The organism is Maribacter sp. HTCC2170 (genome assembly GCF_000153165.2).
In the GTDB taxonomy this organism is placed as follows: Bacteria; Bacteroidota; Bacteroidia; order Flavobacteriales; family Flavobacteriaceae; genus Maribacter_A.
Window position 1 is genome coordinate 474,670 of sequence record NC_014472.1, and the last position, 23,231, is coordinate 497,900.

Sequence of the window (23,231 nt, forward strand, 5' to 3'; positions counted from 1 at the left end):
TAAACCACCTAAAAACATCTCCTATTTTGGAAAAGATACTTACCGTAAACAATCTCACCAAGAAATTTGGGTACCTAACTGCAGTCGATGATTTGTCTTTTACTATAGAAAAAGGCAATGTTTATGGCATTTTAGGGCCAAATGGAAGTGGTAAATCAACAACACTCGGAGTTGTTCTAAATGTAGTAAATAGGACCAATGGTGAATTTTCTTGGTTCGATGGCAACACCTCAACCCATGAAGCGTTGAAAAAAGTGGGGGCAATAATTGAGCGTCCTAACTTTTACCCGTACATGACCGCCACCCAAAACCTAAAACTTGTTTGTAAAATCAAAGAAGTATCAAACGCCAAGATTGAAGAAAAATTAGAATTGGTAGGTTTACTGGAGCGCAAGAACAGTAAGTTCAGAACATATTCGCTGGGTATGAAACAACGTTTGGCCATCGCTTCGGCCTTATTGAATGATCCAGAGATTTTAATTCTTGATGAACCTACGAACGGTCTGGACCCACAAGGCATACACAAAATTAGAGAAATTATCAAGAAAGTTGCCTCCCAAGGCACTACGATTCTTTTGGCATCTCATTTATTGGACGAAGTAGAAAAAGTATGTAGTCATGTCGTTATCCTTAGAAAAGGGCAAAAATTGTATTCTGGAAGGGTTGATGATATGATGGCAAGTCATGGATTTTTTGAATTAAAATCCAACGATAATCCAAAACTCAAGACATTCTTGGCAAGCAATGAGAGTTTTGGCAAAATAAAGGACGATGGAGGATTAATTACCGCCTTTCTTACAGAAGAAATGAACTCCGAAGTTCTAAACAGAAATCTTATGGATCAAGGCATAGTTCTTTCCCATTTGGTAAAAAGAAAAGAAAGCCTAGAAGAGCAATTCTTGGCGCTGACCAAAAACGAAGCCAACTAAACCAAAAAAACAAACATGCTACGATTACTACAAATAGAATTTATTAAACTTTGGAATAACCGAGTAAGTAAAATATTGATTATTTCATATTTCGTATTACTCACTTCTATAGCCCTAGTGGCCGCAATTAAATTTGATATTGGGCCAATTAAGTTTCATTTGGCAGAACAAGGAATTTTCAATTTCCCATACATTTGGCATTTCAACACTTTTATAACCGCATTCTTTAAATTATTCCTTGCTATTGTCATTGTTTCCATGATGGCCAATGAATATAGTAATAAGACCATAAAGCAAAACTTGATAGACGGCCTTTCCAAGAAAGAGTTTATCCTTTCAAAGTTTCTCACGGTCACTTCATTTTCATTGATCTCAACCGTATTTGTATTTGTTGTTTCAATGATTTTAGGGCTTATCTATTCGGATTATAATGAAGTTTCAATCATTTTTTCTGACCTGGAATTCCTTTTGGCTTTCTTCATTAAACTAATGGGTTTCTTCTCTTTTTGCTTATTCCTTGGCATACTGGTTAAAAGATCTGCATTTGCCCTTGGTTTTTTGATTTTGTGGCAGGTATTCGAAGGTTTTGTGCGAGGTATGATCAGGTGGAAACTCTTTGATGGTGACACCACAGATGTTGTAATGGGCTTTTTTCCCCTGAATGCAATGTGGAAATTAATTGATGAGCCATTTTCAAGACTTGGGGCGGTTCAATCGGTTGCTGACCAGATAGGTGAAAAATTTGAAATGGACTATGGCGTACATTGGTATGAAATCTTGATCGTTGCCGGCTGGACGTTTGTTTTCATCTATTTATCCTATGCCTTGTTGAAAAAGAGGGATTTATAGTATATTGTAGTGTTTACGTAAACACTATGATTAAGAAAAATGCCATATTGCTAATTTTTAGCATTGTTTTTCCTGCCCTAGTATTTGGTCAAGGGGAGACTTCCAATTGGTATTTCGGAAACAATGCTGGTATTCATTTCAATAACAATGGTACCGTGACCGCACTAAATGATGGTAGGTTAGAAACTTTCGAAGGTTGTACTACTATTTCAAATGACTTAGGTGACTTGCTTTTTTATACAGATGGCATCATCGTATATGACCGTAATCATAACGTGATGCAGAACGGTACCGGTCTTTTTGGAGACCCATCCAGTACACAATCTGCATTAATCGTTCCCAAACCAGAGGACCCTAATATATATTACATTTTTACCGTGGACACCTCCACTTCCACCAACGATCCTGATTTTGGGCTTAACTATTCTATCGTAGATATTACATTGAACAGCGGTAATGGCGCTATAACCCAAAAAAATACTCGTCTATTAAATGATTGCTCAGAAAAAATTGCCGCAGTATTAAAGGATTGTTCAGATAAGACCATTTGGATTGTAACCCTTAGCTCCCAATTCGGCAGTGGGGGTTTTGATACGTACCATGCTTTTGAAATAAGCGCCTCCGGGGTATCAACTAATGTGGTTAAAAGTACGTTTTCCAAATTAAGCATTGAAGACCCAAGAGGTTATTTAAAATTTTCCAATGATGGAAAAAAAATGGCTAGTGCCAATATGCGTTTTGGGCTACATCTGTTTGATTTTGACCCATTGACCGGGGTTGTTTCCAACTTTCAGGAGCTAGTAATAAACAGTGCAAACAATAACCCTTATGGCGTTGAATTTTCTCCCAATAGTCGTTTTTTGTATACCCATTCCTCAAATTTTGTTGAAGGAGAAGCGAAGCATGCTTCATCCTTGATTCAGTTTGATTTAGATGCTCCAAATATAACAGATTCCCAAGTTGCAATTGATTATAAGCGAATTTACCGAGGTGCCTTGCAATTGGGCGCCAACGGAAAAATATATCGTACAATTGCCGATAGTTATGATGATGGAACCCCTTTTTTAGGTGTAATCAATAATCCCAATGAGAAAGGTGACAATGCTAATTACCAACATAATGCAATTGCCCTGGGCAATAATAGCACGCAAGGATTACCCCCTTTTATTCAATCTTTCTTTAACAAAACCGACTTGATTTTCAATGCAGATGGAACATCTAGTGGTTCGACGACCATTTGCATTGGCGAGCCATTTACATTGCAGGCAGAAGAAATACCAGGTGCCGTTTACAATTGGGAAAAAGATGGAAATCCAATTATTAATCCCGATAACCATCTTTTACATATCGACGAAGCAGAAAACATTGATGCCGGTCGCTATAGTCTAGAGATTATTCTTCCAAGCCAAGTAGATTGTAATATTCTAGGAGAATCGTTGATAGAAGTTTTGGAACTCCCCCAAAATACAGATTTAACATTAGTACAGTGCGATGTTGATATTGACAATACTGAAGATGGGTTTACCGGTTTTAATCTTGACCAGATAGATGAGAACCCTGCGTTTATCTATTCATTTTATGAGAACATCGCTAATAGGGATAATGATATTCAAATAGAAAATATTCAAAATTATAGAAACTCGAATCCTTTCAACCAGATAATATATTACAGGGTGATGAATACAGCCGGTTGTGAGAATTTTGGTGAATTGGAACTACAGGTCAGGACTGTGAATCTAGATGATGAAAACCGAAATACATTGTTCGCATGTGATGAAAATTTAAATGATCAAGTTTTATCTGCTACATTCAGCCTTGAAAGCGTCACAACTCCAATTTATCCAAATAGTCTTGTTAGTTTTTATGATTCTTTGGAAAACCTTGCCTTGGAACAAGAACCGCTTCCAAGTAATATAGTGTCTGAATCTAGAGTGGTTTATGCAAGAATTGAAAACTCTAACCAATGTGAGGATGTTCTTGAAATTGAGCTTGTGGTTAACCCAACGCCGTTGGTTGATTTGAATAAAACATATGAACTATGTACTGATGACCCTTTTCTAAACATATATGCTCCTTTATCATATGATTATTACAATTGGATGAAAATTGATGGGGCTAGCCCACAAATCCTTTCCAATACACAAGAGATTGCTATAACCGAAGTTGGTGGTTACACTCTAGAGGTGGGCTATACATATCAAAATAACGGACAAGTACAGAACTGCACTAATTCATATGATTTTGAAGTGATTCCATCAAATCGCGCAGTTATTGAAAACATTTTTGTAAAAGACTTTTCAAATAATAACTCACTACTTGTGGAGGCCTCTGGTGATGGAGACTATGAATTCTCGACAAATGGAGTTGAGTATAGTGATTCCAACTTTTTTCAAAATGTTATCCCAGGGGTTATAACGGTAAGTATCAGGGACAAGAAAGGATGTGGTATTGTTGAGAAAACAGTTTCGGTAATGGGCTATCCAAAATTTTTCACCCCAAACGGGGACACAATCAATGATAAATGGAATTTAATCGGCTTAAGCTCCGAAATTGAGTCAAATTCAGTCGTTAGTATTTTTGACAGATACGGACGATTGCTAACCGTCTTGTATGCCACTAATGAAGGATGGAATGGAGATTTCAATACAAAACCTGTACCATCAGGTGATTATTGGTTTAAAGCTGAACTAGGAGATGGAAGAATATTCAATGGTCATTTTGCTTTAAAGCGATGATCCCCAAAATATTTTTGTAAGTTACTTTTTTAACTAATTCTATATAAATAGTAAATCTATTATGTTCCCAACGGAGTTAAGAAAACAAGGCCGGGTTTATTCTAAACTTAACTTGTTTATAATTCTGGGGTTCTTTAATTTTCTTCAGGTAACCTATTTAAGAAGTGGAAATCTGCAGGACTGTAATCACAACGTCTATCCGATTTCTGATTTCTATAAATGTGATAGAGATAATGATCATTTTGAGGAGTTTAATATAAATTTAAGTGAACTTAAATCAAACCTGATTAGAAATCAAACAGATTTGGTAGTAACATATCATAATGCAGGTGGTGATTTAATAGATTTTTCTACAGGAACACAATTTGTCGTAAATCAAAGAACCATAATAGCAAGAGTAACGAATATTGATGGATGTTATAAAGAAACGTCCTTTAAACTAACATTACTTTCGCCCCCTGTTGCAAAGTCCTTAATAGACATTTTCGAATGTGAAAGTTACACCTTGCCACCTATTGATTTCCATAGTAATTACTACACTGGAACTAATGGAACTGGTCGCAGGCTTAAAGAGGGTGAAATAGTAACAGTGTCACTGACTATTTATATTTATGCTGTTCAGGCAGATTGTACAGATGAAAGTAATTTTGATATTATCATTGACCCTGCCATTTGTCAAGAAGGTACAGTGGATACAAATGCCGTTTTCCCAAAGTTCTTTACACCAAATGGAGATAATGTTAATGATTTATGGAAGTATGAACCATATCCAGAAAACCATGGCATCCAGGTGGATTTCATTGAAATTTATGATCGTTATGGTACTTTTATAAAGTATTTAGATCGGGAAAAACCTGAATGGGACGGGAGTTTGAATGGCAAACTCCTACCATCCTCAGACTATTGGTTTAAGGCCAAGTTAGAAAACGGAAGTCAACATAAAGGTCATTTTACTCTCAAACGCTAGAGTTATTTTGTACGCTAGATATTAACAAAATGCTGTTGCTTTCGTATTTTTAAAGCATGAAATTCAAGGTAGTATCAGAATTTAAACCTACAGGTGATCAACCTGAAGCCATAAGACAATTGGAAGAGGGAATAAACTCCCAAGAACCTTATCAAACCCTGCTTGGTGTTACAGGTTCTGGAAAAACGTTCAGTGTTGCCAATGTTATTGAGAAAGTTCAGCGCCCAACATTGGTTCTTGCCCATAACAAAACTCTTGCCGCTCAATTGTATTCCGAGTTCAAGCAATTTTTTCCTAATAATGCCGTCGAATACTTTGTTTCTTACTACGATTATTACCAACCGGAAGCTTATATCCCTACTTCAGGTCTTTATATTGAGAAAGACCTCTCAATCAATGAAGATATTGAAAAACTAAGGTTAAGCGCCACATCATCACTTTTGTCTGGTCGCAGGGATGTACTTGTAGTTGCATCTGTATCTTGTCTATATGGTATTGGGAATCCCGTTGAATTTCAAAAAAACGTGATAAGTATTTTTAAAAATCAGGTCATAGCCAGAACCAAGCTTTTACATATGCTGGTTCAAAGCCTTTACTCAAGGACTACAGCTGATTTTAGAAACGGGAACTTCAGGGTAAAAGGTGATGTCGTCGATGTATTTCCCAGTTACGCGGACCATGCTTTTCGAATTCATTTTTTTGGAGATGAAATAGAAGAAATTGAGGCTTTTGACCCCTTCAATAATAATGTCATTGAAGTTTATGAGAATTTGAATATCTACCCAGCCAATATGTTCGTTACTTCTCCAGATATTCTTCAAAATGCAATCCACTATATTCAAGATGACCTTGTACATCAGATTGATTATTTCAAAGAAATCGGAAAACCTCTTGAAGCAAAACGCCTAGAAGAGCGGACCAACTTTGATTTGGAAATGATTCGCGAATTGGGGTATTGTTCTGGAATTGAGAACTACTCAAGATATTTGGATGGTAGAGAGCCCGGAACAAGGCCATTCTGTTTATTGGACTACTTTCCTGACGATTATCTAATGGTGATTGATGAAAGTCATGTAACTATTCCACAAGTGCATGCGATGTATGGTGGCGACAGATCAAGAAAAGAAAATCTTGTGGAATACGGATTTAGGCTCCCAGCTGCAATGGACAATAGACCATTGAAATTTGAAGAGTTTGAAGCGCTACAAAATCAAGTCATTTATGTAAGTGCAACACCTGCCGATTATGAACTCCAACTTTGTCAAGGTGTTTATGTTGAGCAGGTAATTAGGCCAACAGGCCTTCTTGACCCAATTATTGAGGTTAGACCAAGTTTAAATCAGATTGATGATTTGGTTGAAGAAATTCAGCAAAGAGTTGAAAAAGATGAAAGAACCTTGGTAACTACGCTGACCAAGCGAATGGCGGAAGAATTAACCAAATATTTATCTCGGATAAATGTACGCTGCAGATATATTCATAGCGATGTGGATACCTTGGAACGTGTTGAGATAATGCAAGATTTACGCAAAGGTATTTTTGATGTTCTCATTGGTGTTAACCTCCTTAGAGAGGGGTTGGATTTACCAGAGGTTTCCTTGGTCGCTATTTTAGATGCTGATAAAGAAGGTTTTTTACGAAGCAACCGATCGTTGACACAGACTGTGGGTAGAGCAGCTCGGCATTTAAACGGTAAGGCAATCATGTATGCGGATAAGATTACCGCTAGCATGCAAAAAACAATTGATGAGACCAATTATCGCAGAGAAAAACAAATAGCTTATAATACTGCCAATAATGTTACACCAAAAGCCTTGAACAAAAGTTTGGACAGTGTTTTGGCTAAAAATTCGGTTTCAACGTACCATTTTGAGAAGGAAGAATTAAGAGCGGCCGAACCGGATATGGATTATCTTACAAAAGAGCAGATAGAAAAAATGATTCGTGATAAGCGAAAAGCTATGGAGAAAGCGGCAAAGGAACTGGACTTTATGCAAGCGGCAAAATTACGTGATGAGATAAAAATGCTTCAGAACCAAGATAAGTAAACGAGAAAAGCGCTTTGATCTCTCAAAACGCTTTTCCAACTAACCAACTAAACCAACCATTATGAAATGACCCAGAACGGATCATCATAATTTCTTTAATATTTTAAGATAACTCTATCATTCTTTTAGGTTTGGGCAGAGCTTCCTCCTTCTTAGGCAAAGAAAATTTCAAAATTCCATTTTCATAATTTGCCTTTATATTTTCTTCATCAACTGTTTCTGGCAGAGTAAATGCGCGTTTAAAGGAAGTGAAGATAAATTCCCTCCTAGTGAAGTTGCCTTTTTCAATATTCTCCTCGCTCTTGGTTTCCGATGAGATTGTTAACACATTTTCATTGATTTCAATAAGAAAATCTTCCTTTTTTCTTCCAGGAACCATAAGCTCCAGTTCAAAATTTTCTTCGTTTTCCTTGATATTAACAGCTGGGATATTGCTTTTATGGTTTTCCATGCCACCAAACCAATCAGGTTTTAATATTTCATTCATTAGTGATGGAAATAAAACATCGTTTCTTTTTATAATACTCATGATCAAATCTTTATTCGTTTAAAATTCAAGTTCAAGCGAATAAAGACAAAAGATGTACCAATGCTAAAATCACGTCATTTTGGCGCATTATCGTGTTAACACAGTGTCATTTTGGCGCTTTTTTAACAAAATCAATTGTAGTGGGCCTTAAAAATCTCAATAAGTACATTAGGTGGTACTATTTTATTGGGATACTTGTGCATTATTGAAAGAACCTGCTCAATAGCAGAAGGAGGCAGTCCCATACTCAATCCTATATTATGTATTCTACTTATTTCCAACAAATCTTGCTTGTTATCAACGTTCATTAATAACACGAGTCTGTGAAATTGAAGAATACGGTCTGCCTGCGATTTAGGAATTATGTGTTCCACCTTCTCATTAAAAAGGGAATCAAAGGTTTCTTCATCTACATCTAATTGTTGGGCAACACTTTGCAGAAAAACATACTCTTCGTCTTTAATAGTATTATCTACCCGTGCGAAAGCAATCATTTCTGAAAGGATACTAAGCTTTTCTTTTCTTGTGCTCATATTTTACAAAAAGTATTAATCATCTTATCCCCTATACTGTTATTTGGGCATAAACCTATTGGGATCCTCTTTTGTTACTCTCATTTTTTCCCTATCAGGATTTAATTCGATAACCTCCCTATTCGAGGCAATTGCGCTTTCGTCATTCTGTCGTCTTTCGACCACTAAATTTGCGTTTTTAACGTTATTCAAGTCCTTTTTCTTGCTCGAAAATCTATATGCAGTAAATGAAATCAACAAGATACTTGCTACTATAGCCGCGTTTAAAGAATTTTGAAATAAAATTACAATCCCAAGAACAAGGAATATTGGGCCCCAGTATTCCATTTTTATCCAAAACAAGCTATTATTGTTCTTCAATAGAAATTTTTCACCTGTTTTTTCATCAATAACGGTCATAGCGTTCGCTGTATTCCATTTGTGTCCAAAATACCAGCTAAAGATACCTGCTGTAAAAGTAGCGATGACAAAACCGTAATCAGCCAAATGCTTTGGTAGTAATGAAATTGATGCAAACAAGGCAGCAATAAGAACAATAACAGAAAGAAATCCTCTACCAGACCATACAATCATAAGTGAACAATTTTGATTCTATATTTATTGGTATAACTTAAATTTTAATTCTTTCGTATAAAAAAACCTCGATTTCCGTTGTATTACCAGTTGCAATCATAACTTTGCACAAAAGACAGAAACTAAAGGATTCATGACGAACAATGATATTTTTAAAAAGCTTAGAGTTGCTCTAATGTTAAGGGATGATGAAATAGTTGAGATATTAAAGTTAGCGGATTTCAATATTACCAAAAGTGAATTAGGTGCCTTGTTCAGAAAGGAAGATCACCCAAATTATATGGAGTGTGGCGATCAGATTCTTCGTAATTTTTTAAACGGATTGGTAATTCATCTTAGAGGAACAAAAGACAACCCAAAAAAACCTGGCGAAGTTTTACTAAAGGCAAAATCAACAAACAGCAATTCAGTCGCAAAGAATTTTGACAACAAACCCAGAAGAAAAAAGAAGTTCAATACTGACATTTCACCTGTGAAATATAAAAACAAAAAAAAATCCTGATAAAATCAGGATTTTTAAATTGTTCAACAAGTATCTCTAGCTTGCAATTCTAATAGGAATAGTAAACATTGTACCTTCACTAGCGTTTTGAACACTTACCTTTTTGTAGTTTAATCTACCTTTTACAAAAGACTCGAGTCTTTTATTTTCAGTATCAACTGACAAAACTACAATTTCACCCTCGTTGTTCAAGGTAAATCTAACCTGTGCCGTTAAGCTCACGTCATCACCAGTCTCGTAATTATCCCCCAAAAGCTCTCCAATTTGAGTGGATAGTTTTTTGGTTGGATCGTCTTTAACTGAATCGTTAGCTAAAATGTTTCCTGTTGCAAGTAGCATTGCAGCTACAAATACTAAACTTAATTTTCTCATGATTTGTTTGTTTAATGATTGATGATTAATTGATGAATTACTTAAAAGACGTACCAGGAACAAGATCGTTACAAGGTTTTTCTCATTTAACATAACTTTAGTTATTACTTTTTTAATCAACATGACTCTTCAAAAAACATTAAAACATAATGTTAGTGTGCATTTCCAATGATTTCATTGTATCTCATGGTAATAAGATATTAAGAAACTTTTAAGCAAATAAAAAAGGCAATGCGAAAATGCATTGCCTCTGTTCTATTGCTATTGAGTCTTGTATCAATTCAAAACTTCCTTTACTTTATCAGCAGCTTCTTGAAATTGAACCGCAGAATGTACAGCCAAACCTGAATTATCTATAATCTCCTTTGCCAACTCGGCATTTGTACCTTGCAATCGAACAATAATCGGTACCGTAATGGCATCCCCCATGTTCTTATAAGCATCAACAACACCTTGAGCGACTCGATCACATCTTACAATGCCACCAAAAATGTTTATTAATATGGCTTTTACATTGGCATCTTTTAAAATAATGCGAAACGCTTCCTCTACCCTTTTGGCATCTGCTGTACCACCAACATCCAAGAAATTGGCAGGTTCACCGCCAGCCATTTTAATCAAATCCATCGTTGCCATGGCCAAGCCAGCGCCATTCACCATACAGCCAACGTTTCCATCAAGATCAACATAACTTAAACCTACAGCCCTAGCTTCAACCTCAATTGGATTTTCTTCTCTTAAATCACGCATCTCTGCGTATTGCTTTCTTCTATATAACGCGTTATCATCTATAGACACCTTTGCATCTACCGCCATTATCTTGTCATCCGATGTCTTTAATACCGGATTTATTTCGAACATGTTAGAATCACTTTCAACATAAGCCTTATAAAGCGAAGCCACAAATTTGGTCATTTCTTTAAAGGCCATACCTGACAAACCAAGATTAAAAGCAATCTTACGAGCTTGGAAAGGCAAAAGGCCCGTAGACGGATCCACTTCCTCGGTAAATATCAAATGTGGAGTTTTTTCGGCTACTTCCTCAATATCCATACCTCCTTCGGTAGAATACATAATCATATTTCTTCCCTTACCACGATCCAGTAGAACGGACATGTAAAATTCACTTGTCTCACTATCTCCGGGATAATAAACATCTTCTGCAATCAATACTTGGTGAACTTTTTTTCCTTCAGCTGAGGTCTGGGGCGTAATCAAGTTCATACCGATGATGTTACCAGCAACCTCCTCTACTTCCTGAAGGTTTTTGGCCAGTTTTACTCCGCCGCCTTTACCACGACCACCTGCATGCACTTGGGCCTTTATCACGTGCCAGCCTGTACCTGTTTCAGCAGTTAGCTGCTTGGCTGCATCTACCGCTTCTTTTGGGCTATGGGCTACAATACCACGCTGAATACGCACACCAAAACTTGCTAAAATTTCTTTTCCTTGATACTCGTGAAGGTTCATATGGGATTTCTTAAAAGTTTGAGAGCAAAAATAGGAAACCAAGTGGATTTACCCTAATGAATTTAAATAGGATTCCTCAAATTTTAAAGTCTTCAAAATCAAGAGGGTCAAAATTTTTGAAATCGCCATTCATTTTGATTGTACCCTTGGTCCTGTCCAACTCATTCAAAACCGTAATAGTCGTAGATAAATGGGAAGAAACAAACTCTAATCGCTCACTTTCCTTGGGCATTTGCAATAATTGATATTCCTGTTCATAGGACAGTCCTATTTTATGGATTAGACTATACATATTGAATTTACCTAAAGCCATTGGAGTAAAAGACACATCCATCAAGGTATATAATTCCTTAATGCCATCAAGGACCTGTATTTTCAAATCATCAGTAGCATCGTTCAATCCTTCCAAAAACTCTACGTTTCCTCCCGGATACAACTTGCCATTCATTTCATTCTCAAATGATAGTATTTTAAAAACCTGCCTTCCCACACATACCACATCCATTTCACCACTATCATATGTATTTACAATTTCGACAAGTTGAACTTCAGTGCCATAGGCAATCTGGTCATATATAAATACAGGGATACCGAAAGTAATAGCCTCATTTCTACAATCTTGGATAAGCTGCTTGTAACGATCTTCAAAAATGTGTAAGGGTACAGTTTCACCGGGGAAAAAAATCGATTTTAAAGGAAATAAAGGTATTTGCATATTCCAATTTTTGCTAAAAATACAATTCGATTATGATTACAACAAATGAAGTTAATTCTCAATATTGTTGTAATCATAACATATTGTTGTATTTATAAAGAATACTTGAAAAATATTGTACATCCCAAAATAGTATCCTAGATTTGTTCAAAACAACTATTATAATGAGGAATGCTGATTTATTGAAAATCGCCAAAACATACGGCAACCCGGTATACGTTTATGATTCTGAAAAAATAATTTCACAATTCAATAGGTTGACCAATGCTTTTAAAGGTGTTAATCAATTAAAGCTTAACTATGCTGCCAAGGCACTTTCAAACATTGCCATTTTGCGCCTTATGAACAGTTTGGGCAGTGGTTTGGATACCGTTTCTATCCAAGAAGTGCAATTAGGCCTATTGGCAGGGTTTAAACCTGAGTCAATTATTTTTACCCCAAATGGTGTTTCTCTTGAAGAGATTGAAGAAGCCGCAAAATTGGGCGTGCAAATAAATATTGACAATTTATCTGTGCTTGAACAGTTCGGGGGAAAACATCCTGATATTCCTGTTTGCATTAGAATTAATCCGCATGTTATGGCGGGTGGTAATTCCAACATTTCAGTTGGCCATATAGATTCTAAATTTGGAATAAGTATTCATCAAATACCACATCTACTTAGAATTGTGGAATTAACAAAAATGAATATCAATGGTATTCATATGCATACAGGTAGCGATATTCTGGACATTGATGTATTTCTTTACGCCTCGGAAATTCTTTTTGAAACGGCCAAAAATTTCAAAAATCTAGATTTCATTGATTTTGGTAGCGGCTTTAAAGTACCTTATAAAGAAGGAGACATTGAAACCAATATTGAAGAATTGGGTAAGAAATTGACCGGCAGATTCAATGAATTTTGTAAAGAATATGGCAAAGAGCTCACATTGGCATTTGAACCCGGTAAGTTTTTGGTAAGTGAAGCCGGGCACTTTTTGGCAAAAGTCAATGTCGTAAAACAAACTACATCAACAGTTTTTGCCAGTGTAGACTCAGGTTTCAACCATTTGATAAGACCCATGCTATATGGAGCATCTCACACAATCGAGAACATTTCCAATCCTCAAGGTCGTGAAAGGTACTACTCAGTGGTAGGTTATATCTGTGAGACAGATACCTTTGGAAACAATCGCAGAATAAATGAGATTTCAGAGGGTGATATTCTTTGTTTTAAAAACGCCGGTGCTTATTGTTTCACTATGGCCAGCAATTACAATTCAAGATACAGGCCAGCAGAAGTTTTATGGCACGATGACAAAGCTCATTTAATCAGGGAAAGAGAAACTTTTGATGACTTAATTAAAAATCAGGTAGATGTCAAAGATTTATTTGTACCTGAAAAGGTCAAAGTAGCCGTAAAATAAAGGTCAAAAATAATCGTTAGTTTTGGTACAGTTGTTGGACTAACCAGCAAAAACAATTTGTAATGAAGCAAAACGTGTCTTTCATAAAGAAATTTTCTATTTTTTTATTTGTCGGATTGATTTCCGCTACTGTCTATGGGCAAGATGTCAAATGGCTTAGCTGGAATGAAGCAGTTGAACTTACCAAAACCGAAAAAAACCCAAAGAAGGTTTTCATTGATGTTTACACGGATTGGTGCGGCTGGTGTAAAAAAATGGATAAAGACACTTTCCAGAATCCAGAAGTAGCGACTTATATGGCAGCTAATTTTTATATGGTAAAAATGGATGGTGAGGGAAAAGAACCCATTGACTATAATGGTAAGACATTTAAATTTATCCCTTCAGGAAGAAAAGGCTACCATGAATTGGCCGCGGCCTTGATGCAAGGTAAATTGAGCTACCCAACAACAATTTTCTTAGATGAAAAAATGAACATGCTTTCCCCTGTCCCGGGCTATCAAAAACCTGACCCATTTTTAAACATCGCCAGATATTTTGGTGATGATATTTATTTGGAAAAAGATTGGAAAACCTATAGTGGTCAAGGGAAATAATTCAAAATAACACTTAAAAGAAAAGAGCCGTTATACGGCTCTTTTTTATTTTATAAAAACAAATTACCTACTATAGTTTGGTGATTCTTTAGTAATCGTCACATCATGGGGATGACTCTCGTTAATGCCACTTGCTGTAATCTTTACAAATCTGCCCGATTCTTTTAAGGTTTCAATATCCTTAGCTCCACAATAGCCCATCCCTGCACGAAGACCTCCCACAAACTGATGAATACTTTCGTATAACTCACCTTTATATGGAACACGACCAACTATACCCTCAGGCACTAATTTTTTAATATCATCTTCAACATCCTGGAAATAACGATCTTTAGAACCATGCTTCATGGCCTCAACCGAACCCATTCCACGATATGATTTGAATTTTCTTCCTTCGTATATAATAGTTTCTCCCGGTGATTCTTTTGTACCAGCAAGTAATGACCCAAGCATTACCGTATCCGCTCCGGCGGCTATCGCTTTAGGAATATCTCCAGTATACCGTATCCCGCCATCAGCAATTACAGGAACACCACTGCCTTTTATTGCCGAAGCAACCTCCAATACAGCTGAAAACTGTGGAAAGCCAACCCCTGCAACCACTCTGGTTGTACATATCGAACCCGGACCTATTCCCACTTTTACGGCATCGGCGCCAGCTTCAACCAAATATTTTGCAGCCGCTCCCGTGGCAATATTGCCCACAATAACTTCAAGTTTGTGGAATTTATTTTTTACCTCTTTCAACACATTAACCACTCCCTTTGTATGTCCATGGGCAGTATCAATGACCACAGCATCTACACCTGCATTAACCAACGCAGCTGCTCTTTCAACGGCATCACCCGTGACTCCAATGGCAGCAGCCACCCTAAGTCTACCAAAATGATCCTTGTTAGCACTTGGTTTCTGTGTAAGTTTCGTAATGTCTCTAAAAGTGATTAAACCCACCAACTTATTATTGGCATCAACTACTGGTAATTTCTCAATTTTATTCTCTTGAAGAATATCTTCCGCTTCAGCCAAAGAAGTACCTTCACCAACCGTTACGAGGTTTTCAGAAGTCATAACCTCTGACAATGGGCGCTCATTGTTTTTTTCGAACCGTAAATCCCTATTGGTAACGATTCCTATGAGCTTTCCCATTTTATCAACAATCGGTATTCCTCCAATACTAAATTCCTTCATGTTCGCTTTTGCATCTTTCACCAAAGCCGTTGATGGAAGAGTGACTGGATCTATGATCATACCACTTTCCGCACGTTTTACTTTGCGCACTTTCATGGCCTGTTGCTCTATCGTCATGTTTTTATGCAGAACTCCTATACCCCCTTCTTGGGCAATTGCAATTGCCATTCGGGATTCTGTAACTGTGTCCATCGCAGCAGAGACGATAGGCACATTTATGCTAATATTCCTTGTAAATTTTGTTTTGATACTTACTTCTCTCGGAAGAACTTCTGAAAAGGCAGGTACGAGAAGTACGTCATCATAAGTTAAACCTTCTCCGAGAATTTTATTTTGGTGGGCTTCCATGCAATTAAGGATTAATTGCGGGCAAATATACTACATTTAATAGTAACTTTTTGAAACTACTATATTTTATCAGGATTGCCCGATTTTCGGATTAATTGCTGTAGCACTGCCAAAACAGAAATACTATATGTGAGTGTCATTAAAACTCCAGAAAATATAACCACATACTTCATCCATAATACACCTGTCCACAACAAATATATTCCACCGAAAGTAAGTAAAACAGATAAAAAAGGTTCTACTGTCAGGAACAGTTTAGTGTTTTTTGACAGCTTTGTCATCCACACTAAAATTCCCAATAAAAAAAAGATAAAAGACATGGAAAGAATATGGGTATGAACAATGGTCAACATTTCACGCTCACTTTTATGAAATTTCATGACCGCAGCATCTTCGTTCTCCTCATTCCCCAGATAGTTCTCTTGTATTCCTGAAGGATTTGCCGAGCTGGTTTCGTTTACAAATAAAAGGCCAGTAAAAAACCCTATTGAAAGTATAATAACAAACGAGGCAATGAATATTTTTATTTCTGTTGGAAATGTGGCAAGAAGACCGTGGAGTTTCATTACAGGATTTGATTATTTTGTAATAAGCCAATAGTTTGCAAAAGGTCATCAATTGAAGAGGTCATTGATCTTACAGATATGGTTGCGCCCGCAATACCATCAATATTTTTTTCATGATCAACTCTATCACTTCCTGTTTTACCCATGAACTGTTTAAGCCACCTTTTACTGCCTATTTCCCCTCCATATTCTTCGCGATATATCAGGACTTTTGAATGCACAATAGCCAGTTCATTGTCAAAAACAACCAAATAATCAAATTCAGCTGTTTTACTCCTTGCTTTATCCACGAACATGAAACCAAGGTGTTTGTCACTACTTGAAATCCTAAAAAAATTGTTTCCTTTTATTTTCATAGGAAGTTCCTCATTCAATTCATCTGAAACTTGAATTGGGCTCAAATCAAAATTCTCTATTTGAAAGGTTCTTTGAAGTTCTTTCCTAACCTTTTTCTCAACAGTTTTGGGCAATCCAAAACCTACCAGCAGAAATGAGATTGTCATCAGTAAAACGAAAAATGTCTTTGACCTTTGCATGTTGTAAATGTATTAATTTAGAATGAATCTCAATAAAGAAATTTCGTTCTTTTAAAAAGGGTTCCCTTTTTCAAATGAAGAAGGGAACCCAACAAACAACTAAAACCAAACTCCGATACCAAAATTCAACCGATCTTTGACATCGCCATTATCCAACGCATTACTTCTGAACTGGTAATCACCTTTCAAAACAACACCAGGTGCCAAATGATAAGTTAAACCAGTTGTAATATCCGTTTTATCATAGGCATTATTCTTTGTTAAAGATCCAGCGGTTGAAGCATGCGTATCATATTTTTCATAACGGGCAAATGCAAACAGTTTTTGTTGGTTTTTAGTTGGCAGAAGATTAAACGCACTTTCAACATACCAACCTTGTAGCGCACTACCTAAATCCCTACCCGTTAAGGCATTGTAATCCTCAGTATCTGACAAAGAAGCATGTATGAACTGACCACGAGCAGTAAATCGCTGATAAGCATAACGGGCATCTAAACCAATCATAGATATACCAATATTGGCACCATCAATTTCCTCAACCTCATCTGCCGCTTGTGTTTTACCAAAATAAGTTGAAAGCCCTAGGCGCAAGCCAGGTATGCCATAATAATCCAATTTTGTAGATAAATTTGGGCTATCAACAGTTGATTTAATCCCCTTTTGGCGACCACTTCGAAGGCCGTTAGATCCCTTTAAAACACCGGAAACTCCACCCTCCCCGTCTGCCAAAGTTGATTTAAAACCATTGAACAGATATGCTTGATAACCTAATGAAAGGTTGTCAAAACGACCACTGACACCGACACCAAGTTCTCTCCAGGTGGTTGGTACAATAACATTGTCCATAGCTGGTCGCTCCGTACCATTAAAAGTTGTGGGTTCATGAAACTCATTTACGATTCCCATGGGCACTAACATTAAACCACCTCTAAGGTTAACATTATTACCAACATTATAATTAACGAAAGCTTGCTCAACGAAGACTTCCTCAACATGTTCAAACTCGATTTCCGTTACGAATTGGGTTTTTTCATTGAAACGATAGCCCATTAACAACACTAATCGTTGAACGTCCAATTCGCCATTGTCCCCTTCTGGCTGATTGTATAGCATTTCACCATACGCGCCAATGGTGACAGCTGAGGCATAATTTCCTGATAACAATCTTTGTGCGGCATTTAATTGTTTCTGAGGATTCAACATTATTGAATCTGTAACTGTTTGAGCAGATAAAAATGCTGTAAACAATACTGCAAATAATAAAATTGGATTTTTCATTTTTAAAGTTATTCTTATTTAGACTTATTTTAAATAAATATGTTTTGTGGAGCAAATTTAATACCCAATTTTGATTTGAACAAAGTTTATTTAAACTAAATCTAAATAATATTCAAAGAAAGAAATCAGCCCCCTTTTATTTGACTGAGAGTGTGCTCGTTAAGTACTAATGGAATTTTGAAAAAAGTTCGGTCGCTTTATTATAAGCTGCCTCGAAAGCCATCCAGTTTACATTTGAATCAACTTTTTCCGTAGTAAAATAAGACAACATTTTTTCTGTTGGCATATTTCCTGTCAATTCATCCTTGGCCATGGGACAACCTCCAAAACCTTGAACGGCACCATCGAATCTTCGGCAACCTGATTTAAACGCAGCATCAACCTTTTCATGCCATTTGGTAGGTGTAGTGTGCAAATGTGCTCCAAATTCGATATCTGGGTATTTAGGAATCAAATTTGAAAAAAGATACGTAATGTTTTCTGGGGTCGAGGTACCAACAGTATCAGATAATGATAAAACATTAGCACCCATTTCTGCCAATTGCTCCGTCCACTCCCCTACTATTTCCACATTCCATGGATCACCGTAGGGATTTCCAAACCCCATGGAGATATAGGTAACAACTTCTTTACCCGTATCCTTCGCCATACGAAGGATTTCACCGAGGATTTCAACTGACTGGGCTATTGTTTTATGCGTATTACGCATTTGAAAGTTCTCAGAAATTGAAAATGGGTAACCTAAATATTGAATCTCCTCATGCAAACAGGCATTTTGCGCTCCTCTTATATTTGCTACTATTGCCAATAATTTACTATCGGTCTTTGACAAATCCAATTGGGATAATACTTCAGCTGTATCTACCATCTGCGGAATTGCTTTTGGGGATACAAAACTTCCAAAATCAATAGTATCAAAACCGCACCCTAACAAGGACTGAATGTATTTTACCTTTTCATTTGTCGGAATGAATGCCTTAATGCCTTGCATAGCATCTCTAGGGCATTCAATCATTTTGACATTATCGGACATATTTCAACCTTGAAATCATTTCAAAATTACCATTATTTATTTGATAACAATACAAACACACCTATACCAATAAACACAAAAATCTGAAGCCATTTTAATACCAATCCAGCTTTGGAATGCTCTGTTAAATAATCTGAAATTAATCCTGAAAGCACGGCTATCAAACCGAATACGACAAATGCCACAAACATGAACAACAAACCCAAAATATAGAACTGAGCAACATGACCCATTGTATCACTAAACAAAAACCCAGGAAAAAAGGCCAAAAAGAAAATTGTAACCTTTGGATTTAAAACGTTCATTACAAACCCTTGTTTAAACAGTTGCAACATTCCTTTTCGGGGAACTTCATCATTACATAATTGTAATGTTGAATCACTTCTAAATACTTTATAAGCCAAATAAAAAAGATACAACGCACCCATTAATTTAATAACAAAAAATAGCTGATCGCTCTCTTTAATAATAGCTGAAATTCCAAAAGCCAATAAAGTAGTATGCACCAAACAACCCGAAACCAAGCCCATGGTAGTAGCCAAACCATATTTCCTGCCATTGACAATGCTTTGAGTCAAAACGTAAATATTATCCGGCCCAGGAGCAAAAGCAAGGGCAGTAGAAGCTAAAACAAAAGCGCTCAGAATTTCGTAATTCAATACTATTGGTTTTAAAATTGAAAAATACAAAATCCTTTAAGTACTTGACAATTTTTATATCTTACCAAAAAAATATTAAATCATGAAATTCATCTACATTTCTCTAAGTGTACTTTTTACCGTGCTTACCTTAAGTTTGTGCAATCCTAGGAGCTCAAATCCAAAAACAATGAAAAACGAAATTCATAAAGCGAATGATAGTGTTTTACGCCATGTTGTTTTGTTCAAGTTTAAAGAAGGCACCTCAGCTATAGACGTTAAAAAAGTGGAAGATGCATTTTCTGCCTTACCTACAAAAATTCCCCAAATACTGAGTTACGAATGGGGTTTGAACAACAGCCCGGAGGGATTGGAAAAGGGATTTACCCATTGTTTTTTCTTGACTTTCAAAAGTGAAGAAGATCGAGCGATTTATTTACCGCACCCTGACCACAAAGCATTTGGACAGGTACTAACACCTTTTTTAGAAGATGTACTTGTAATCGACTATTGGACGAAATAAGTATTAACTTAGATCTTAGCAAGTAGGGCCTTATTGATTCTTTTAATCAATGCCGGACCTTCGTAGATGAATCCCGTATAAAGTTGTATCAAATCGGCTCCTGCTTCTAACTTTTCAATGGCGTCTTCAGCCGAATGAATTCCGCCAACACCAATAATCGGAAATGCCTTATTGCTTTTTTCGGAAAGAAAACGAATTACCTCAGTACTCCGTGTTTTCAAAGGCTTTCCGCTCAATCCGCCTTTTTCTTCGGTGATAAAAAGAGAGGACTTTAAATTTTCTCTACCAATAGTAGTGTTCGTGGCAATAATCCCATCAATTTTAGTGTCTTCAACAATTTTAATAATATCCAACAACTGATCATTAGTCAAGTCAGGAGCTATTTTAAGTAAAATCGGTTTTTCTTTGTTACCAGTGCCTTTTATCGCAATCTTCTTATTCTCCTTTTTTAGTTCCTTCAACAAAGCGGTCAATGGCTCTTTATCTTGCAATTCCCTTAATCCAGGAGTATTGGGAGAGCTTACATTTACCACAAAATAATCTACATGAGGAAAAAGTGCATCGAAACAAATCAAGTAATCCTTAGTGGCCTCATCATTGGGAGTAATCTTATTTTTTCCAATATTACCTCCTATGAGAACTTTATGCTTCTTCTTCAATCGTTCAACCGCATCAAAAACCCCACTATTGTTAAACCCCATCCTATTAATGATGGCTTGATCTGCTTTAAGTCTAAAAAGTCTCTTTTTAGGGTTGCCATCTTGTGGCTTTGGCGTAAGTGTACCAATCTCGACAAAACCAAAGCCAAAATCTGATAGTTCATTGTATAATTTGGCATCCTTATCAAAACCTGCAGCAAGTCCCACTGGGTTTTTGAATTTTAATCCGAAAACTTCCCGTTCCAAGTTTTCGTGTTCAAAAACGTAAAATGACCTGACTAAGCCAGTTAGGCCAATTTTGCCAAAAAAACGAATTAATGAAAAAGTCAGATGATGAACTTTTTCCGGATCTAATAAGAATAAAATAGGGCGAACGATGAGTTTATACATGAACGAATAAAAGATTTAGGCAAAAGTACAAACTCAATCCAATCCAGTGTCTAAGAAATGCCAATTTTGTCAACATTCATAGTTAATATCATTTAGGTGGAATACTATCTCTATAACTGGTCGGAACAACCCTAAAAGGTTGCCTAAATGCCTCGTTACACAATTCCAGATAGCGCTGGTATTGCTTTTCATTAAAAAGTTTTAGTGTCTTTATGTCAATCATTCGTTGAACAAGCTCCATACTATCACGAATAACATTATATTTTTCTGCCAAAACCATTAATTCCGCAGCTGAACTTTGAGGGTGACGCTTTAAAATATTTTCTGCTTGATTGTTCAGCAATTCATTTCTATACTTTAATTCTGCACTAAAATTTATCAGTTGCTCGGCTTGTATGGTGTTCAGTTGAAAAACATCTACGATAGTCTCATCTTTAGTAATACCAACCCCGAGAACACAGTCCTCCTGGGCGGCAACATTTCCAAAAAGAAAAAGTAAAAACAATATTAATATATAAGATAATTGGATTTTCATGCTTGTAAATTGCTGAGCTTTATATGAAACCAAAATACTAATAATAATCTGTATTTTTGAGTAAACACCAGTAGATGCAACAACTTATTGACCGTTTTTTGAGTTATGTTAAAATTGATACTCAGAGCGACCCTAATTCAGAAACAACACCGAGTACGGAAAAACAATGGAATTTGGCCACAGAGTTGGCTTATGAATTGGAACGTATTGGATTAAAAGATGTAATAATTGATGACAATTCATATATCATGGCGACCTTACCTAAAAACATCGAAAAGGAAGTTCCTGTCATTGGATTTATAGCACATTTTGACACAACTCCGGATTTTAGTGGCACCAATGTAAATCCGCAGATTATCGATGATTATGATGGTAAGGATATAATCCTGAACAAGGAGAAGAACATTATTCTTTCGCCCGAATATTTTGATGATCTTAAGCAATATGAGGGCCAAACCCTTATTACTACAGATGGCACAACACTGCTTGGAGCAGATGACAAAGCAGGGATTGCCGAAATCATTACTGCGATGGAGTATTTGGTAGAACACCCTGAGATTGAACATGGTGATATTAAAATTGGGTTCACGCCAGATGAGGAAATAGGTCGCGGTGCACAGAAATTCAATACAGAAAAATTTGGTGCAGATTGGGCCTATACAATGGACGGTAGTCAAATTGGGGAATTGGAATATGAAAACTTTAATGCAGCCAGCGCCAAAGTTGTCATTAAAGGAAAGAGCGTACATCCTGGTTATGCTAAAGGAAAAATGATAAACGCCATTAGTATTGCCACTGAATTCATGGGTATTCTACCTCCTGAAGAAACACCTCAAAACACTTCTGGACGGGAAGGTTTTTTTCATGTACATCATATGCAGGGCGAAATAGAACATGCAGAGTTCGAATTGATAATTCGTGATCATGACAGGGAACATTTTGAGAAACGAAAAAATCTACTCAAAAAGATAGCTGAGAAATTAAACACCACTTACGGGAACTGCATACAGTTGGAAATAAAGGACCAATACTTTAACATGAGAGAGAAAATTGAACCTGTTTTCCACATTGTCGAAATTGCAAAATCAGCAATGGAAGAAGTCGGCATTTCTCCAATAATTAAACCTATCAGAGGTGGGACAGATGGTTCTCAGCTCAGTTATATGGGACTGCCATGTCCAAATATTTTTGCTGGAGGTCATAATTTTCATGGCAAATATGAATATGTACCTGTAGAGAGTATGCAAAAAGCGGTTGAAGTTATCGTTAAAATTTGCGAACTTACTGCAAGCAAAATTTAGTCAAGAGGGAAA

Annotated in this window: 24 protein-coding genes; 10 read left to right on the forward strand and 14 right to left on the reverse strand. The window is 36.5% G+C overall.

Translation table 11 applies throughout. From position 1 onward, the window contains the following. Window positions 1-26: 26 nt before the first annotated feature. The 5 genes from FB2170_RS02240 to uvrB all read left to right on the forward strand — a co-directional run bounded on the left by FB2170_RS02240 (window position 27) and on the right by uvrB (window position 7,528). The gene (locus FB2170_RS02240; RefSeq protein ID WP_041632988.1) at window positions 27-929 is read left to right on the forward strand and encodes an ABC transporter ATP-binding protein; all 903 of its coding nucleotides are present in this window, start codon (window positions 27-29) and stop codon (window positions 927-929) included. A 15-nt stretch (window positions 930-944) separates the two neighbouring features. Then, window positions 945-1,778, forward strand: a complete 834-nt coding sequence (locus FB2170_RS02245; protein ID WP_013304874.1) for an ABC transporter permease — start codon at window positions 945-947, stop codon at window positions 1,776-1,778. 26 nt (window positions 1,779-1,804) lie between these two features. Then, the gene (locus FB2170_RS02250) at window positions 1,805-4,513 is read left to right on the forward strand and encodes a T9SS type B sorting domain-containing protein (protein WP_013304875.1); all 2,709 of its coding nucleotides are present in this window, start codon (window positions 1,805-1,807) and stop codon (window positions 4,511-4,513) included. Window positions 4,514-4,574: 61 nt separating this feature from the next. Then, window positions 4,575-5,480: a T9SS type B sorting domain-containing protein gene (locus FB2170_RS02255; RefSeq protein WP_013304876.1), complete on the forward strand. Its 906-nt coding sequence runs from the start codon at window positions 4,575-4,577 to the stop codon at window positions 5,478-5,480. A gap of 56 nt (window positions 5,481-5,536) precedes the next feature. Further along, window positions 5,537-7,528: an excinuclease ABC subunit UvrB gene (gene uvrB, locus FB2170_RS02260; RefSeq protein ID WP_013304877.1), complete on the forward strand. Its 1,992-nt coding sequence runs from the start codon at window positions 5,537-5,539 to the stop codon at window positions 7,526-7,528. 103 nt (window positions 7,529-7,631) lie between these two features. Here uvrB and FB2170_RS02265 read toward each other — a convergent pair whose 3' ends face one another. The 3 genes from FB2170_RS02265 to FB2170_RS16980 form a co-directional block, all read right to left on the reverse strand. Beyond that, window positions 7,632-8,057 carry an Hsp20/alpha crystallin family protein gene (locus FB2170_RS02265; RefSeq protein WP_013304878.1) on the reverse strand — a complete coding sequence of 142 codons (426 nt, stop codon included), beginning with the start codon at window positions 8,055-8,057 and terminating at the stop codon, window positions 7,632-7,634. A gap of 131 nt (window positions 8,058-8,188) precedes the next feature. Next, window positions 8,189-8,590, reverse strand: a complete 402-nt coding sequence (locus FB2170_RS02270; protein WP_013304879.1) for a hypothetical protein — start codon at window positions 8,588-8,590, stop codon at window positions 8,189-8,191. A 39-nt stretch (window positions 8,591-8,629) separates the two neighbouring features. Beyond that, on the reverse strand, window positions 8,630-9,163 hold the full coding sequence (locus FB2170_RS16980) for a hypothetical protein (RefSeq protein WP_013304880.1): 534 nt from the start codon (window positions 9,161-9,163) through the stop codon (window positions 8,630-8,632). 133 nt (window positions 9,164-9,296) lie between these two features. Between FB2170_RS16980 and FB2170_RS02280 the strand changes: the two genes are divergently transcribed. Next, the gene (locus tag FB2170_RS02280; protein WP_013304881.1) at window positions 9,297-9,665 is read left to right on the forward strand and encodes a DUF1456 family protein; all 369 of its coding nucleotides are present in this window, start codon (window positions 9,297-9,299) and stop codon (window positions 9,663-9,665) included. Between the two features lie 36 nt (window positions 9,666-9,701). Here FB2170_RS02280 and FB2170_RS02285 read toward each other — a convergent pair whose 3' ends face one another. The 3 genes from FB2170_RS02285 to FB2170_RS02295 form a co-directional block, all read right to left on the reverse strand. Beyond that, the gene (locus tag FB2170_RS02285) at window positions 9,702-10,037 is read right to left on the reverse strand and encodes a hypothetical protein (RefSeq protein WP_041632990.1); all 336 of its coding nucleotides are present in this window, start codon (window positions 10,035-10,037) and stop codon (window positions 9,702-9,704) included. 276 nt (window positions 10,038-10,313) lie between these two features. After that, a complete protein-coding gene (gene sucC, locus FB2170_RS02290; protein ID WP_013304883.1) occupies window positions 10,314-11,507 on the reverse strand; it encodes an ADP-forming succinate--CoA ligase subunit beta in 1,194 nt (397 codons plus the stop codon). A 76-nt stretch (window positions 11,508-11,583) separates the two neighbouring features. Then, window positions 11,584-12,222, reverse strand: a complete 639-nt coding sequence (locus tag FB2170_RS02295; RefSeq protein WP_013304884.1) for an LON peptidase substrate-binding domain-containing protein — start codon at window positions 12,220-12,222, stop codon at window positions 11,584-11,586. A gap of 161 nt (window positions 12,223-12,383) precedes the next feature. Here FB2170_RS02295 and lysA point away from each other — a divergent pair, with 161 nt between their 5' ends. Further along, the gene (gene lysA, locus FB2170_RS02300) at window positions 12,384-13,628 is read left to right on the forward strand and encodes a diaminopimelate decarboxylase (RefSeq protein WP_262492784.1); all 1,245 of its coding nucleotides are present in this window, start codon (window positions 12,384-12,386) and stop codon (window positions 13,626-13,628) included. A 62-nt stretch (window positions 13,629-13,690) separates the two neighbouring features. Next, window positions 13,691-14,224: a thioredoxin family protein gene (locus FB2170_RS02305; RefSeq protein WP_013304886.1), complete on the forward strand. Its 534-nt coding sequence runs from the start codon at window positions 13,691-13,693 to the stop codon at window positions 14,222-14,224. 63 nt (window positions 14,225-14,287) lie between these two features. Here the strand turns inward: FB2170_RS02305 and guaB are convergent, their stop codons facing one another. The 6 genes from guaB to FB2170_RS02335 form a co-directional block, all read right to left on the reverse strand. Further along, window positions 14,288-15,760, reverse strand: a complete 1,473-nt coding sequence (gene guaB, locus FB2170_RS02310; protein WP_013304887.1) for an IMP dehydrogenase — start codon at window positions 15,758-15,760, stop codon at window positions 14,288-14,290. Between the two features lie 59 nt (window positions 15,761-15,819). Continuing rightward, a complete protein-coding gene (locus tag FB2170_RS02315) occupies window positions 15,820-16,326 on the reverse strand; it encodes a hypothetical protein (RefSeq protein ID WP_013304888.1) in 507 nt (168 codons plus the stop codon). Continuing rightward, entirely contained in the window at window positions 16,326-16,862 is a 537-nt protein-coding gene (locus tag FB2170_RS02320; protein ID WP_148232043.1) for an FMN-binding protein, read from the reverse strand. Before FB2170_RS02320 ends, FB2170_RS02315 begins: the two co-directional genes overlap by 1 nt. Window positions 16,863-16,961: 99 nt before the next feature. Then, window positions 16,962-18,140, reverse strand: a complete 1,179-nt coding sequence (locus FB2170_RS02325; RefSeq protein WP_013304890.1) for a porin — start codon at window positions 18,138-18,140, stop codon at window positions 16,962-16,964. Window positions 18,141-18,306: 166 nt separating this feature from the next. After that, window positions 18,307-19,173 carry a hydroxymethylglutaryl-CoA lyase gene (locus tag FB2170_RS02330; protein ID WP_013304891.1) on the reverse strand — a complete coding sequence of 289 codons (867 nt, stop codon included), beginning with the start codon at window positions 19,171-19,173 and terminating at the stop codon, window positions 18,307-18,309. Window positions 19,174-19,205: 32 nt separating this feature from the next. Beyond that, window positions 19,206-19,832, reverse strand: a complete 627-nt coding sequence (locus FB2170_RS02335) for a LysE family translocator (RefSeq protein WP_041632991.1) — start codon at window positions 19,830-19,832, stop codon at window positions 19,206-19,208. A gap of 169 nt (window positions 19,833-20,001) precedes the next feature. Between FB2170_RS02335 and FB2170_RS02340 the strand changes: the two genes are divergently transcribed. Next, a complete protein-coding gene (locus FB2170_RS02340) occupies window positions 20,002-20,334 on the forward strand; it encodes a Dabb family protein (RefSeq protein ID WP_013304893.1) in 333 nt (110 codons plus the stop codon). Between the two features lie 8 nt (window positions 20,335-20,342). On the opposite strand, the gene FB2170_RS02345 is transcribed toward FB2170_RS02340, so the two are convergent. Together FB2170_RS02345 and FB2170_RS02350 are read right to left on the reverse strand one after the other, a co-directional pair. Further along, window positions 20,343-21,383 carry a quinone-dependent dihydroorotate dehydrogenase gene (locus FB2170_RS02345; RefSeq protein WP_013304894.1) on the reverse strand — a complete coding sequence of 347 codons (1,041 nt, stop codon included), beginning with the start codon at window positions 21,381-21,383 and terminating at the stop codon, window positions 20,343-20,345. Between the two features lie 88 nt (window positions 21,384-21,471). Continuing rightward, complete coding sequence (locus FB2170_RS02350) at window positions 21,472-21,918, reverse strand: hypothetical protein (RefSeq protein WP_013304895.1); 447 nt, start codon at window positions 21,916-21,918, stop codon at window positions 21,472-21,474. 74 nt (window positions 21,919-21,992) lie between these two features. Between FB2170_RS02350 and pepT the strand changes: the two genes are divergently transcribed. Beyond that, window positions 21,993-23,219, forward strand: coding sequence for a peptidase T (gene pepT / locus FB2170_RS02355; RefSeq protein WP_013304896.1), 1,227 nt, complete (start codon window positions 21,993-21,995; stop codon window positions 23,217-23,219). Window positions 23,220-23,231 lie beyond the last annotated feature (12 nt).